Genomic DNA, 13,926 nt, shown 5'->3' with positions numbered 1-13,926 from the left:
AAAGGCCAAGCCCCCTGTCGGTTATCCAACACCATCTTTACAAAGAAACTTTGATTGTTTCATTTTACAGGATTTAAACGTGGTAGATTAAGGGTTCGTAAACAAATCGCTCCGGATTTTACCCTAATTCTGTGCCATTTAACACTAAATTTTACCCTAATTATATGACATCATGCAGAATAGTTGTTTTCTCTGACAAATCAGTAAAACAGGAAGATCGTGATATTCTACTGAAGATCCGTAACAGAGAGTTTGAGGACCTTATGAAAATGGTAAAAGAAAATGGAGCAGATTAAGATCGGCTATTAAAAAGTAACCTACCGGATAACCACATATTAATCAAACCGAGGAGCTTCTGATTAAAATCAAAGAAGAGTATTATCAGTCTTAAATAGTATTTTAGGCAAATCTTTAAAAATCCGGCGAATAAAATTGCACCAAAAAATATTTTTTTATAGATTTGACGCAACTCATTTGCATTCAATTAATTGCAAAAAACAGGTGAGCATCTGGTGAGCACCAGGTTTTTAGAAAGTAAAAACATTGATTTTCAAAGATATAGGGGCGTAGTTCGAGTCCCGTCCATTCCGCTGAAAAACATTTTAAAAATGTTCAAAGCCTTTAAATCATGCGATTTAAAGGCTTTTTATTTACCTCAAAATATTAAATTATCCCTGTTTTGAAGCCTTGGTTTGATTTTTGTAACTTTGTTTTATGTCGAAAGCAGAAACACTTCAAGATTTTTATCAAAGAAAGGTTAACTGGTTGCCCGGTAACCTTCAGCAAAGCATCGGTCACTTTAATGTGTTCAGGATTGAGGATTGTATTGGCCCTAATGCAAAGCAGGTAACCTACAGCCGCCGTACTTTTTATAAGATCAGCCTGATGCGCGGCGATAACATTATTCATTATGCCGATAAAAGTATCAAGCTTTCGGGTTCAACGCTGATGTTCTTCAGTGCCATGGTACCTTATACATTTGAGCACATGTCTGATGACCGCACTGGTTTCTTCTGCATATTTACCGAAGAGTTTTTTCTGGAGAAATTCAGGACAGGCTTAAGCGAGTTTCCGATGTTTGGGCTTAATGCCAAGCCGGTTTATGCCTTAAATGATGAACAGGACGCTTATGTAACCGCTCTTTTTCAGAAAATGCTGTCTGAGATTAATACCGAGTATGCTTTTAAATATGATCTGCTCCGTAATTATGTTACGGAAGTAATTTATTATGCGCTTAAAACGGAACCATCCGAAAATGTTTATAAGCATGTAGACGCTAAATCGCGCATAACATCAGTATTTACCGAGCTGCTTGAAAGGCAGTTCCCTATTGAAACCCCTTCACAGCGGTTTGTATTGCGATCGGCCAATGATTTTGCACAACGGCTTTCGGTGCATGTAAACCATCTGAACAGGGCAATTCGCGAAACTACCGGCAAAACCACTACCGATCATATTGCCGACAGGCTGCTGAGCGAAGCCAAATCATTATTAAGGCATACAGACTGGAACATTTCTGAAATTGGTTATTGCCTGGGCTTTGAGGAGCCGACACATTTTAATAACTTTTTCAAGAAACAAACCCAACAAACACCAAGCTCGTTCCGAAATGTTTGAATTTTGTAACCTTTGGTTTGATTAATGTAATGTGCCCCCTTTGTTGCTGCTGTAACTTTGTTTTATCTCAAATAAACAAAGCAAACAATTTTTATGGACAACAACAAAGTATGGTTTATTACCGGGGCTTCGAAAGGTTTTGGCCTCAGCTTAGTAAAACAACTACTGGATGCAGGACAGCTTGTTGCCGCTACTTCCAGAAATTTACAGGAATTAACCGCTGCGGTTAATACAACAAGCAATAATTTTTTACCCCTACAAGTCGATCTGGTAAACGATAGCAGTGTATCGCTTGCATTGCAACACACCTATGAAGCTTTTGGCCGTATCGATGTAGTGATCAACAATGCCGGCTATGGCATTGGTGGAGCTATTGAGGAACTTAGTGATGCCGAAACCCGTATGGCATTTGATGTAAACGTATTTGGTATGCTGAACGTGATCCGTGCGGCAATGCCATACCTGCGCAAACAGCGCTCAGGCCATATCATCAATATTTCATCTATCGCAGGTATTACAGCTAATACCGGCTGGGCAATTTATGCAGGGGCCAAATATGCGGTGATCGGTATTTCGGAAGTGCTTGCTGCTGATGTTAAGGAATTGGGCATTAAGGTAACCGTGGTCGCTCCCGGCGCTTTCCGCACCAGTTTTCTTACTGCAGGATCGCTTTCAATTACTGGCAACCAAATTGATGATTATACAGAAGTGCGCGCCATTCATAACAAATACCTCAAAATGGACGGCAAGCAAGCCGGTGACCCGGAAAAGGCTGCAACTGCTATTATCAACACAGTTTATGAAGAGAACCCGCCATTGTACCTTTTATTAGGTGGCGATGCATACAATCGCGCTTTGGCAAAGCTTGATACTTTACACAATGAAATCAGGCAGTGGGAGGATGTAACCTGCTCAACTGATTTCTAAATTTTATTCCGTTTACCCTATATCTACCTATAAACACCAAATGGAAAGTATCAAGGATAAAGTGATTGTAGTAACCGGTGCCAGCAGTGGCATCGGCGCATCTGCTGCCCGCAAACTGGCACAACTTGGCGCTAAAGTGGTTTTGGCTGCCCGCCGGGAAGATCAATTGAAAAACCTGGCACAGGAAATTGGCGAAAATGCAATTTATGTAGTAACCGATGTTGCCAGGCGAACTGATCTGGATAACGTCATTCTGCAGACCATAGCCAAATTTGGCCGAGTTGACGTAATGTGGAACAATGCCGGCATCATGCCCATCTCTTTTTTTGAAGAAGGTCATGTTGATGAATGGGACAAAATGATCGACATTAATATTAAGGGCGTATTGTACGGGATTAATGCTGTGCTGCCCCACATGCTTGAACGCGGCCAGGGGCATATCCTCTCCACGTCATCGGTTGGTGGTTTAAAAACGTCGCCGGGCATTGGCGTTTACAGCGGTACCAAGTTCGCGGTTAAGGCTATTATGGAAACCCTGCGTGAGGAAGTTGCCCAAAACATTAAGGTAACCACCATTTACCCCGGCGCAACTAAATCCGAATTAGGACATGATATTACCAGCCCTAAGATTAAGGGCTTGTACGGCAACCTTGCCAACATGCCAAAACTTGATGAGGAGGCTATAGCCAACGCGGTGATTTACGCTATAAGCCAGCCGGATAATATCTCCGTTAACGAGGTGGTGGTACGGCCGCTCGGACAAACACGATAGAGCAGGTTGAATTCATCATAAATCGGTGGAATCATAGCCTATCGGTGAAATCCCAAAAGACAAAATAGGTGAAAATCATAAACAATCATTGAAATAGTAACAAGTAAAATCAAAATCTATCAAATACAACATATGGAAAACAACAAAGTATGGTTTGTAACTGGTGCCTCAAAAGGACTGGGACTTGCCTTAGTAAAAAAACTATTGAATGAAGGCTATAAAGTAGCCGCTACATCGCGCAATTTAAGCGATTTGACCAAAGCAGTTGACACGCAAAACGAGCAGTTTTTACCCCTCGCCGTTAACTTGACCAGCGAGTACAGTGTGCAGGAAGCCGTTGAGCATACTGTAAAAACCTTCGGAAAAATTGACGTTATTGTCAACAACGCTGGTTACGGCTTATTAGGCGGTATTGAAGAGCTTACCGACCGCGAGGCCCGTGATAACTTTGAGGTTAACGTATTTGGATCATTGAATGTGATCCGTAAGGCGTTGCCTTATCTGCGTGCTCAAAAATCAGGTCATATTTTAAATGTATCGTCGATAGGTGGCTTCACCGGCGCGTTTGCAGGCGGAGGTATTTATTGCGCCACCAAGTTTGCCGTTAATGGTTTCTCCGAAACATTATCAGCCGAAGTTGCACCGTTTGGCATAAAGGTTACCATTGTACAGCCGGGTTATTTCAGGACCAATTTCCTGTCGGCCGGTTCATTGGCGGTACCTCAAAACCAGATAGCCGACTATCAAAACGTTCGCGATACAGTAAATTTTCACCAAAACGACATGGACAAGCAACAAGCCGGCGACCCTGAAAAAGCAGCCGAGGCTATGATCAGCATAACTAACGAAGCTAACCCACCGCTAAATTTATTTTTGGGCGAGGATGCTTACGGTCTGGTTGAAAAGAAGCTTGCCTTCGTTCAAAACGAATTAGCAACATGGAAAGAACTAACGCTTTCAACAGCAATACAACAATAAATGCTCATCATTATATAGGTGTATGGGTTACCCGCGATGGGTTTATACGTCACGAATTTTTGCCTAACGGGCGCTACACTGAGGCCCGAGGCGACAAACAAAATGCCTACACAGGTTACTACAGTGTATTAGGGAACCACGTTGAATATCTTGACGATACCGGCTTTACTGCCGAAGGCGATTTCAGGGACGGGGTGTTTTACCATGCCGGCATGGTATTGTACAAGGAAACGGCATAACGAATATATTAAATCAGTTATCATTTCTGCCAACCCGGCCCGGAAATGTATCTAAACAGAAATCTCCTGCACCATGCCTTATAAAGTATGCATGGTGCAGGAGATTTCTCTTTCATGTGACTTACAAGGGGCATTCCTTACACTGTCGCAATTATTAAAGATATGTGTGGTTCCGATAATCTGCCTATCCTTTCAAATCGGCCAGCTTTTCGGCCATTACCTCGCTGATCTTCCGGTATGAATCAAATGTCCAGCCGGCAACGTGAGGGCTTAACAGCACTTTGCCGCTTCGTTTTAATTCCTCAAACCATTGTTGCTCGGCAAGGGCCGGGAATTTTTCAACCTCCAATACATCCAACCCTGCCCCTAAAATTTTGCCTTCGCGTATGGCGTTTAGCACGGCACTTACTTTAGCAGTTTTGCCGCGTGAGGTGTTTAAGAAAAAGATAGGCTTTTTAAAATGGAACAGGTATTCATCATCCACCAGCCCGTCGGTTTCTGCAGTTAGGGGGATATGCAGGCTCAGTACATCGCTGTGCTTTACAATTTCTTCCATGCTTACCTCGCGCGCATATTTATCACTGAAGCCGGTTTTGTATTTATCGTAAGCAATAACATTTACCTGGAAGCCCGAAAGTTTCCTGGCAAAGCTGCTGCCCATATGGCCGTAGCCGATAATACCTACTGTTTTACCTTTTAGCTCGTAACCCCGGTTAGCCTCGCGCAGCCACTTCCCCCCGCGAATTTCGGCGTCGCCGCGGTTTAGGTTGTTCATTAATGACAGCAGTAAACCTATGGCATGTTCGCCTACGGCATCTGAGTTGCCTTCGGGTGCGTTGATGAGTTTTATACCTTTTTGAGTAGCATAATCTTCATCAATATTATCCATACCAGCGCCGGCGCGGGCTATGAATTGTAGGTTGGTAGCTGCATCAAGCACGGCTTTATCCACCCTGAATTTTGAGCGGATCACCAACCCTGCATAGTCGCCTATGATTTGCATGGCTTCGTCAGGCTTAATCAGCGGACGGTAATCGCAGGTGTAACCCTTGGCCTCGGCCATCTCCATGAAAATGGCATGCACATCATCAACAATAAGAATATTATTTTTCAACGTTGTATCGATTTTTATAAGAGGCCAAATTTACAAAATGCCGGGGTATTAGCCGGCAGGGTTTTATAACAGGGAGGTGATTTTTAAGAATATGACACTAATTCCCCGAATTAAATCGAATTACACGAATTTTATTTTTTGATGTAAGGCATCTAAGTATATCAATTCGTGAAATTCGATAAAATCCTTCTTAACCAGTAATGCATTTGTGTATAAATAAAAACGCCCGGCATCTTTCAATTCCGGGCGCTCAATATTATTAATAATTTGCTTAGTTAGCCGGTTGCGATACGCTTGTATACTTATTATCAAGGCTGATATAATCGGTCATGATTTGGCCGGCTTCGCGTTTTACAAAGTCAAGGTCTTCGTTTTTAGGTTTGGTTTGACCCTTTTTAAGGGCTGGCAAACCTAATGCTACCCGACGCAGGTTGTTACGCTCAAATGATTTCGCTTCATCATCGTCACGTTGTTTCTTCAAATCAGATTCTTTTAACGATACGCTGTCATCGGCATCATGTTTTTTGAAATCAGCAATATCTTCAAGCAGGTATTTATAGCTGTCGCTGCCGGCCATGCGTTGGTCGTGCAGTTTTTTTAGCTGTGGCAGTACGCCGGTAAAATCGCCTGTTTTGGTATAATCTGTTTTGGCAATGATGTCAAAAGGCATTGCTGATGGTTCGGTATCTTCGCCATATTTATCCAATGGAATAACCGATGGGAATGAAATATCAGGTGTTACCCCTTTGTGCTGGGTTGAATTACCGCTGATACGATAGAATTTAGCTATGGTAAGATTAAGTTGTCCGTAAGTACTTTGGCTGCCCGTTGAGGTTGTTTTTTTACCGCCGCCAACAACGCCTGCAATTTTTTCACGAAGTGAAGAACCAATCACCCTGTCAAGATCGATAGCGCTTTGTACCGAGCCTTTACCATAAGTTTGGGTTCCCAATATTAACCCGCGACCGTAATCCTGGATAGCGCCTGAGAAGATTTCAGAGGCCGAAGCGCTGAAACGGTCAACCAGTACCGCCATAGGGCCGCTATAGGTGATGTCCGCATCTTCGTCTTTATCAATTTCCACCTGGTCTTTAGTGTCACGCACCTGTACTACAGGGCCGGTTTTAATGAACAGACCGGTAAGCTCAATAGCTTCCATCAATGAACCACCACCGTTTTCACGCAGGTCGATCACCAGGCCATCTACATTTTCTTTCTTTAACGAGTCAAGGATTGCCTTAACATCGTGGGTGGTACTTTTATAGTTAGGATTACCTGCTTTATAGTCGTTAAAGTCAATGTAGAAGGCAGGGATAGATATTACACCTATCCTAACCGTTTTACCATTACTGTTGTAAGTGCGGATCTCTTTTTTGGCCGATTGGTCTTTCAGGATGATCTTCTCACGTACCATTTCAACCACTTTGGGCTTGCTTGATGCATTTGCACCGGCAGGCAATATTTCAAGCCTTACCGTTGTGCCTTTAGTACCGCGGATGATAGCGATGGCATTATCAACACGCCATCCCACCACGTTCTGAAACTCCCCGGTTTTACCCTGGGCTACTGCAACGATACGGTCGTCGACGCTTATCTGGTGGCTTTTATCTGCCGGGCCGCCCGGTACAATGGTTTTAATGGTTACATACTCATTTTCCACCTGTAGCGAAGCGCCGATCCCTTCAACCTGGCGCGACATTTCGATATTGAAATTAGCTGCGTTTGATGGGTTAAAGTAATTAGTATGCGGATCGATAGCCTCTGTAAAGGCGTCCATAAAGTATTGAAAAACGTCCTGGTTTGATAGCTTGTTGGTTTGTGTTAACAGGTTTTCGTAACGTTTCTTAAGTGTTTCCTTGTTTTTGGCCATATCTGCATTGGCCAGTTTCAGGTTTAGCAAATCGTATTTTACGCGCTTGGTCCACATGGCATCCATATCGCTTTGCGAAGCAATCCATGGCAATTTATCACGATCATAAACAAAGGTTTCGGTTTTATTGAAATCGAAGTTTTTATTGATCTGCTCAAGCGAATATTTTACATGCTCGATATATCTTTTCTGAAAAACGTTGAAGATATAAAAAGCATCGGCCAGGTTGCCGGCTTTAATATCATCATCAAGTACGGTTTTATATTTTTCAAAATCCTTGATATCAGATGCTAAAAAATAGCTGTGGTTCTCGTCGAGCGATTTGATATACCGGTCGTAAATGATGGCGGATACTGAATCGTTCAGCGGAACTTTTTTATAGTTGTAGTTAGAGATTAATGATGCTACCTGCTTACAAACAAGGCTTTGCTGTTCATCGGGCTGTAAATCATTTGAACCTGCTACTTTAACAGGTTTGGATGGTGATGCTTTACAGGCGAGGGCTGCGCCCAGCACCAATAACAAATATACTTTCTTAAACATATCTTTTACTGTAGTTAAATCGGGGTTGGTGTAAAACATCAATACTTGTGCCTATTATTAATTTGCTAATGTAAAATAAAAAAGAGACAGTCAATATGCTGTCTCTTAATTACTAATAACAATAATACGATTATGTTTTACTAATAGTATGCAGGCAGCACCATTTTACGTTTTTGTTACAAAAAAATACTATTTGTTAACCGGTTTGGTAATTGTACCTGCATCGGCGGTTTCGGCAAAGTGGGTTTCGGTGTGCAGCGTATTAAATTTATTGTCCTGTAAATAGCGCGTTTTTTTCTCTACAGTAGCCAGGTCAAAAGTCAAACCGCGGGTAACAGCCAGTTGGCGGGCTTCGGCCAGATCTTGTTTAGCTTGTGCGTAATCGCCGTAATCGGCTTTTACAGTAGCCAGGTCAAGCAGGTTGGCTATGGTATGCCTGTCGTCGTTTTGCTGGCGCGATATAGAAATACTTTGCAGCAGGAACCATTTTGCCTCGGCCAGGCGGTTTTGCTTCATATACATCTGGGCCAGGTCGCTAAAGTTGTAGCTGGCGGCATTATATACGTGAAAGCGCATGTTGTGCTGCGCGGTTTTCATAACCGATTCCTCGATCATGGCCAGCACATATGGGGTATGTTCAATAGTAAACGGGCGAATCTTTACTTTAGCCAATGCAGGAGCGGGCAGTCTTTTAATAGAGTGGCTTTGTGCATAAGCCATTTGCGGAGACCGGGTACGCTTATTGAACGGCTTGTAATACCATTGCGCTGATGCATCGAACCCAACAGCGCATAAAATAATAAGTAGGAAATATCTCATTTAATCTTTTTCCTGGGTTTAAACTGTTTATTTTAAATTAATCAGCTTAACAAATGTAATTATTTGTTAACGGGAAAACAATACCTGTAAAAAGCAGTAAATACGTAAACGCCTAAAAGCCACCGTTATTTTACAGATACTGAACTTATACCTTTCTACGGAAAAAATAAATTTAGGTTTTAGTTAAAAACTTCAATATCTCCGTCATGCAGGGCCCAAACCATGTAAGGATGTGTATCTGAATGATAGATCTGCCCATCAGTAGTAATACCGATTACACCGGCAAAGCCATCGTAAGGTTTCATTTCATCGAAGGTTTTTTCGGTAGCAGCCATAAGGGGCATGCCATCGGTTACGCGTGTAACAATTTTAACAGCTACTGAGCCGCTTACAATATCTTCACCTACGCCGGTACATGAAACGGCAGCAAACTCATTTGCATAATTGCCTGCTGTAGTAGCCGAATCACTAACCCGACCGGGTATTTCAAAACCTTTACCGCCGGTGCTGGTGGCTGCAGCCAGGTTTCCATGCACATCCAATGCAACGCAGCCCACGGTGCCAAGCCTTATAGAATCGCTTAGTTTCTGTTCGTATTCGTGACGTCGCTGCGGGATTTCCGGGTTATAATATTTATGACCGTTTTCTATAGCAAAATCGCATGCTCCTTTGCCGCTCAATACACGATCATCATAGGCTTGCAGTTTTTCGGCTACACAGATAGGGTTTTTAACGTCTTCAATGTTGATGACGCCCGAAAAGCGCTGGGTTTTACCATCCATCAAAGAGGCGCTGAGGCGGATCTTGCCGTCGCTCTGGATCTGTGAGCCGGTACCTGCGTTAAAAAGCTCGCAATCTTCAAGCAGCCTTACGGTATAAACGGCCGTTTCGGCAGCAGTGTGGTGTTGCAGATGTTTGTATCCTAACTGCACTATGCCGTTCAGGGCCTCCTGTTTGGCCAGCTTTACTTCTTGGTTGGTATGCGATTCGCTAAAAAAACCGCCGTGAATAATTATTTTCATAATTATAAATTAAAGTAGATGTACTGCATAAATAAGGCCAGGGTATTTATAAGAACTTTATGCAGTTTAAATTATTGTAGAAGTTTGCTGCCTGGTGCATTTATAAAAACACCTTCTTCAACTTTTACGCTCTTTTTTATGATTAAACGGTGCTGCACCAGATCGTACTTATCAAATATCGACATGACGTGTACCCTCAGGTTTTCGATAGATATTGGCGAACCAAGCTCCACATCGTATATATTAGTTGATACGATGTTGCGTCCGTCAACCAAAATAATAAGGCCCGAGCCGATAGCTTCCATCATATAACCTTCGGTAATAAGTAAGCCTGTATCTTCGCCCAAACCTATCCCCAAAATGCCGGGGTTAGTTGCCACGGCATACATTAACCGGCCTATGCGCCCACGCTGTACAAAGTGAGTATCAACAATCACCGAGTCGATAAAGCCAAGGCCGGCGGTTATCTGCACTTCGCCTTTAACCAGGGCTTCGTTACTTTGCCCGCGGTAGATCATGTGTGTTGAAGCCGCTGCAGCGCCTGCCGATGTTCCGGCAATAACGAAATTCTCTTTTTGGTAACGCTGTTTAAGGATCTGTAAAAATTCGGTGCCGCCAAAAATGGCTGTTAGCCTGAGCTGGTCGCCGCCGCTGAACATCACTACATCGGCTTTACGGATCCTGTCTAAGTATGCCTTGTTCCCCGCATCTTCGCGGCTTTTGATGTGCAGTACGTTAACATTGGTAACGTTGAGCTGGCCAAACGCCTTGATATACTCGGCGCCGACAAGCTCGGGGATTTGAGAGGCGGTGGTGATCACTTCAATTTGTGAGCCTTCGTGCTTAGCAGATTCGTTAATTATGCGCCTTAATATGCCTTGTTCAAAAAATTTGATATAATCGGGCTGCAAAATATGCTCCTGGAGGGTAACATTGCTCCCCATATCAACCGCGCCGCCTATAATTATTAGCTTACCTTTCGGGACAATCATGATTATTTCACACTATCTTAATACAACTATATACAAATTACGATAAAAACATGCACAAACACAGGAACTAATAATAAATAATGGCTTTTCGCCATCAAAAATTTTATTCCCGTGTTATGTTTTATAGTTTTAAGGGGAAATTAGACTGACAAAAAAATAGCATCCTACATAATGAAGATCGAGAATATCCAGGTACTACGCGGACCCAACATTTGGAGCATCAGGCGCAAAAAATTAATACAAATGCGGCTTGATCTGCAGGAGATGGAGCACCGCCCCTCCAACGAAATAGATGGCTTTTATGAACGGCTTGAAAAGCTGTTGCCATCGTTATACAGCCACCGCTGCTCGCCCGGTGTACCCGGCGGCTTTTTTCAGCGGGTGATTGCCGGCACCTGGATGGGACACGTTGTTGAGCACATTGCCTTAGAGATCCAGACCCTTGCCGGTATGGATACCGGCTTTGGCCGCACCCGCGAAACCAAAACAAAAGGCGTATACAATGTAGTATTTGCCTACCTGGAAGAAAAAGTTGGCGTTTTTGCAGCCGAATCGGCCGTGCGCATAACCGAAGCTTTGATAAAAGGCGAGGATTACAACCTGGATGCTGATATTCAACAAATGCGCGAGATCAGGGAAAATACCCGCCTGGGACCAAGTACCGGGTCAATTGTGGAAGAAGCGATCGCGAGGGATATCCCATGGATCAGGCTTAACAACCAATCATTGGTGCAATTAGGTTACGGCAAAAACCAGGTACGTTTCCGCGCTACCATGACCGAAAAAACCAGCAGTATTGCCGTTGATATTGCCAGCAACAAGGAAGAAACCAAACGACTTTTACAGGAGCAGGCCATCCCCGTTGCAAAAGGCGTAACTATTTCATCAGCATCGGCTGTGCCGGATGCTATCCGCAAAGTGGGCTTCCCGCTGGTGTTTAAACCGCTTGATGGCAACCACGGCCGTGGCATTTCTATCAACATAAAAACCGAAGAAGAAGCTATTGAGGCCTATGAGCACGCCGCCAAAATATCGCGCCGGGTAATTGTAGAGCGTTATGTTACGGGCTTCGACTTCAGGGTGTTGGTGATCGATAATAAAATGGTTGCTGCCGCCCTTCGTAAACCGGCCCATGTTACCGGTGATGGCAAGCTAAATATCCAGGAATTGATAGACCTGGAAAACGCCGACCCCCGCAGGGGCTATGGACATGAAAATGTGCTTACAGAGATAACAATAGATAGGGATACTCTTGATCTGCTGGCAAAAAATGACTACACGCTTGAAACCGTGCCCAAAAAAGATGAGGTGGTTTATGTAAAGTCAACTGCTAACCTAAGCACCGGCGGCACCTCTGTTGATGTTACCGACCATGTGCACCCCCAAAATATTTTTATTTGCGAACGTATCTCTAAAATCATTGGTTTGGATATTTGCGGCATCGACATCATGGCGCAAAACCTTACCGAGCCGCTTACTGATACAGGTGGAGTGATACTGGAAGTTAATGCCGCACCGGGCTTCAGGATGCATATTGCGCCGAGCGAAGGCCTGCCCCGCAACGTAGCCGGACATGTGATTGATATGCTTTACCCGGCCGGTAAATCGGCCCGCATCCCTATCATAGCTATTACCGGGACTAACGGTAAAACCACTACCACCCGTTTGATAGCACACATTGTTAAAAATAACGGTCACCGGGTAGGTTTCACCACCTCGGATGGGATTTACGTACAAAACAATATGATGCTGAAGGGCGATACAACCGGCCCGGTAAGCTCGGAGTTTATACTGAAAGACCCAACAGTTGATTTCGCGGTATTGGAAACAGCCCGCGGGGGTATCCTGCGCTCGGGCCTCGGTTTTGGCTTTTGCGATATAGGGGTAGTTACCAATATCCAGGAAGATCACCTTGGCTTATCGGACATTCATTCATTGGAAGACCTTTCACGCGTGAAAAGCGTAGTGCTTAACTCGGTTAAGAAGGATGGCTGGGGCGTTTTAAATGCCGATAACGAGTATTGCGTACGCATTGGCAAAAAGGCCGAATGTAATATCGCTTATTTCAGCCGGAACGAAAATAACCCAATCATTAAATCACATTGCAAAAAAGGGGGCATTGCCGCTATCTGTGAAAACGGGTTTATCACCATTTTAAAAGGCGACTGGAAGATCCGCGTACAGCGTACCATCCTGATCCCGCTTACGTTTGGCGGTACTGTGCCCTTTATGATCGAGAATGTGCTTGCCGCAACACTGGCTACGTTTTTATGGGGATTTAAAACAGAAGACATCAAGATCTCGCTCGAAACTTTTATTCCATCGGCCTCACAAACGCCTGGCCGCATGAATATTTTTGAGTTTAAAGATTTCCGTTTCATGATTGATTTTGCCCACAATCCGGATGGATACACTGGCATCAAGGAGTTTTTAAGACATATCGATTCGCCACTTAAAATTGGTATCATAGCCGGCACGGGAGACAGGAGGGATGACGATATCCGCGAACTGGGTAAAATATCGGCCGAAATGTTTGATTATATCATCCTGCGCCAGGAAAAACACCTGCGCGGCCGCACCGCCGAAAATATTATTGGTTTACTCAGGGGGGGAATTGAATCAGTTGATCCTAACAAGCAGGTTGAAGTAGTGCCTAAGGAAGTTGACGCTATTAAACACGCCATGAGCCTGGCCCGCCCCGGAACATTCATTACGGCCCTGAGCGATGTGGTTGATAATGCCATTGAAACCGTACAGGATTACCAGGAGCAGGAGAGGAATGGCCTATTTAATGTTTGACAGCCCCTAAAGGTGGCTGCCTTTGATAAGCATATTTTTAATGCGTTGGCTAAGCCAGCGCATTTTTTGTTTATATGCTTTTGCAGGTTCAAGTGTAATAACACCTACCATGGACAGCACCAACAGGGGTTAACAGGGTTAACACAATTCGAATGTTTAAGTGTAATAATCTGAATATCAATTATTTAATAAAATGAAAGGGTTGCGCGAAGGATCTGATAAAAATATTCGGCT

Annotated in this window: 12 protein-coding genes; 7 read left to right on the top strand and 5 right to left on the bottom strand. The window is 43.8% G+C overall.

All coding sequences use genetic code 11. The features are described from left to right. The first annotated feature begins 164 nt into the window (after positions 1-164). From BLP33_RS27795 to BLP33_RS16980, 6 genes are all read left to right on the top strand, one after another. The gene (locus tag BLP33_RS27795; protein ID WP_256382335.1) at positions 165-296 is read left to right on the top strand and encodes a hypothetical protein; all 132 of its coding nucleotides are present in this window, start codon (positions 165-167) and stop codon (positions 294-296) included. A gap of 418 nt (positions 297-714) precedes the next feature. Further along, on the top strand, positions 715-1,617 hold the full coding sequence (locus BLP33_RS17000) for a helix-turn-helix domain-containing protein (RefSeq protein WP_090531134.1): 903 nt from the start codon (positions 715-717) through the stop codon (positions 1,615-1,617). Between the two features lie 93 nt (positions 1,618-1,710). Further along, positions 1,711-2,544, top strand: coding sequence for an oxidoreductase (locus tag BLP33_RS16995; RefSeq protein ID WP_090531131.1), 834 nt, complete (start codon positions 1,711-1,713; stop codon positions 2,542-2,544). A gap of 40 nt (positions 2,545-2,584) precedes the next feature. Next, positions 2,585-3,316, top strand: a complete 732-nt coding sequence (locus BLP33_RS16990) for an SDR family oxidoreductase (protein WP_090531128.1) — start codon at positions 2,585-2,587, stop codon at positions 3,314-3,316. Positions 3,317-3,448: 132 nt separating this feature from the next. Next, positions 3,449-4,294, top strand: coding sequence for an oxidoreductase (locus BLP33_RS16985; RefSeq protein ID WP_090531125.1), 846 nt, complete (start codon positions 3,449-3,451; stop codon positions 4,292-4,294). Beyond that, a complete protein-coding gene (locus tag BLP33_RS16980; RefSeq protein WP_090531122.1) occupies positions 4,255-4,533 on the top strand; it encodes an Atu4866 domain-containing protein in 279 nt (92 codons plus the stop codon). The genes BLP33_RS16985 and BLP33_RS16980 overlap by 40 nt, the downstream gene beginning before the upstream one ends. 184 nt (positions 4,534-4,717) lie before the next feature. Here BLP33_RS16980 and BLP33_RS16975 read toward each other — a convergent pair whose 3' ends face one another. The 5 genes from BLP33_RS16975 to BLP33_RS16955 all read right to left on the bottom strand — a co-directional run bounded on the left by BLP33_RS16975 (position 4,718) and on the right by BLP33_RS16955 (position 10,893). Further along, positions 4,718-5,647, bottom strand: coding sequence for an NAD(P)-dependent oxidoreductase (locus BLP33_RS16975; RefSeq protein ID WP_090531120.1), 930 nt, complete (start codon positions 5,645-5,647; stop codon positions 4,718-4,720). 271 nt (positions 5,648-5,918) lie between these two features. Next, on the bottom strand, positions 5,919-8,060 hold the full coding sequence (locus BLP33_RS16970; RefSeq protein WP_090531368.1) for a carboxy terminal-processing peptidase: 2,142 nt from the start codon (positions 8,058-8,060) through the stop codon (positions 5,919-5,921). 189 nt (positions 8,061-8,249) lie between these two features. Further along, positions 8,250-8,879, bottom strand: coding sequence for a tetratricopeptide repeat protein (locus BLP33_RS16965; protein ID WP_090531117.1), 630 nt, complete (start codon positions 8,877-8,879; stop codon positions 8,250-8,252). 179 nt (positions 8,880-9,058) lie between these two features. Further along, the gene (locus BLP33_RS16960; protein ID WP_090531114.1) at positions 9,059-9,901 is read right to left on the bottom strand and encodes an isoaspartyl peptidase/L-asparaginase; all 843 of its coding nucleotides are present in this window, start codon (positions 9,899-9,901) and stop codon (positions 9,059-9,061) included. A gap of 71 nt (positions 9,902-9,972) precedes the next feature. Beyond that, on the bottom strand, positions 9,973-10,893 hold the full coding sequence (locus BLP33_RS16955) for a cyanophycinase (RefSeq protein ID WP_090531111.1): 921 nt from the start codon (positions 10,891-10,893) through the stop codon (positions 9,973-9,975). Positions 10,894-11,064: 171 nt separating this feature from the next. Here BLP33_RS16955 and cphA point away from each other — a divergent pair, with 171 nt between their 5' ends. Beyond that, positions 11,065-13,692, top strand: a complete 2,628-nt coding sequence (cphA, locus tag BLP33_RS16950; protein WP_090531108.1) for a cyanophycin synthetase — start codon at positions 11,065-11,067, stop codon at positions 13,690-13,692. Positions 13,693-13,926: the final 234 nt, after the last annotated feature.

Source organism: Mucilaginibacter sp. NFR10 (assembly GCF_900100445.1).
In the GTDB taxonomy this organism is placed as follows: Bacteria; Bacteroidota; Bacteroidia; order Sphingobacteriales; family Sphingobacteriaceae; genus Mucilaginibacter; species Mucilaginibacter rubeus.
The sequence above is the reverse complement of the archived record's forward strand: the minus strand, read 5'-3'. Positions and strand labels throughout refer to the sequence as shown.

Excerpts from the sequence above, each read along its gene's own strand:
- BLP33_RS27795 (WP_256382335.1), top strand. The coding sequence starts at position 165 with ATGACATCATGCAGAATAGTTGTTTTCTCTGACAAATCAGTAAAACAG.
- BLP33_RS17000 (WP_090531134.1), top strand. The coding sequence starts at position 715 with ATGTCGAAAGCAGAAACACTTCAAGATTTTTATCAAAGAAAGGTTAAC.
- BLP33_RS16995 (WP_090531131.1), top strand. The coding sequence starts at position 1,711 with ATGGACAACAACAAAGTATGGTTTATTACCGGGGCTTCGAAAGGTTTT.
- BLP33_RS16990 (WP_090531128.1), top strand. The coding sequence starts at position 2,585 with ATGGAAAGTATCAAGGATAAAGTGATTGTAGTAACCGGTGCCAGCAGT.
- BLP33_RS16985 (WP_090531125.1), top strand. The coding sequence starts at position 3,449 with ATGGAAAACAACAAAGTATGGTTTGTAACTGGTGCCTCAAAAGGACTG.
- BLP33_RS16980 (WP_090531122.1), top strand. The coding sequence starts at position 4,255 with ATGGAAAGAACTAACGCTTTCAACAGCAATACAACAATAAATGCTCAT.
- BLP33_RS16970 (WP_090531368.1), bottom strand. The coding sequence starts at position 8,060 with ATGTTTAAGAAAGTATATTTGTTATTGGTGCTGGGCGCAGCCCTCGCC.
- BLP33_RS16965 (WP_090531117.1), bottom strand. The coding sequence starts at position 8,879 with ATGAGATATTTCCTACTTATTATTTTATGCGCTGTTGGGTTCGATGCA.
- BLP33_RS16960 (WP_090531114.1), bottom strand. The coding sequence starts at position 9,901 with ATGAAAATAATTATTCACGGCGGTTTTTTTAGCGAATCGCATACCAAC.
- BLP33_RS16955 (WP_090531111.1), bottom strand. The coding sequence starts at position 10,893 with ATGATTGTCCCGAAAGGTAAGCTAATAATTATAGGCGGCGCGGTTGAT.
- cphA (WP_090531108.1), top strand. The coding sequence starts at position 11,065 with ATGAAGATCGAGAATATCCAGGTACTACGCGGACCCAACATTTGGAGC.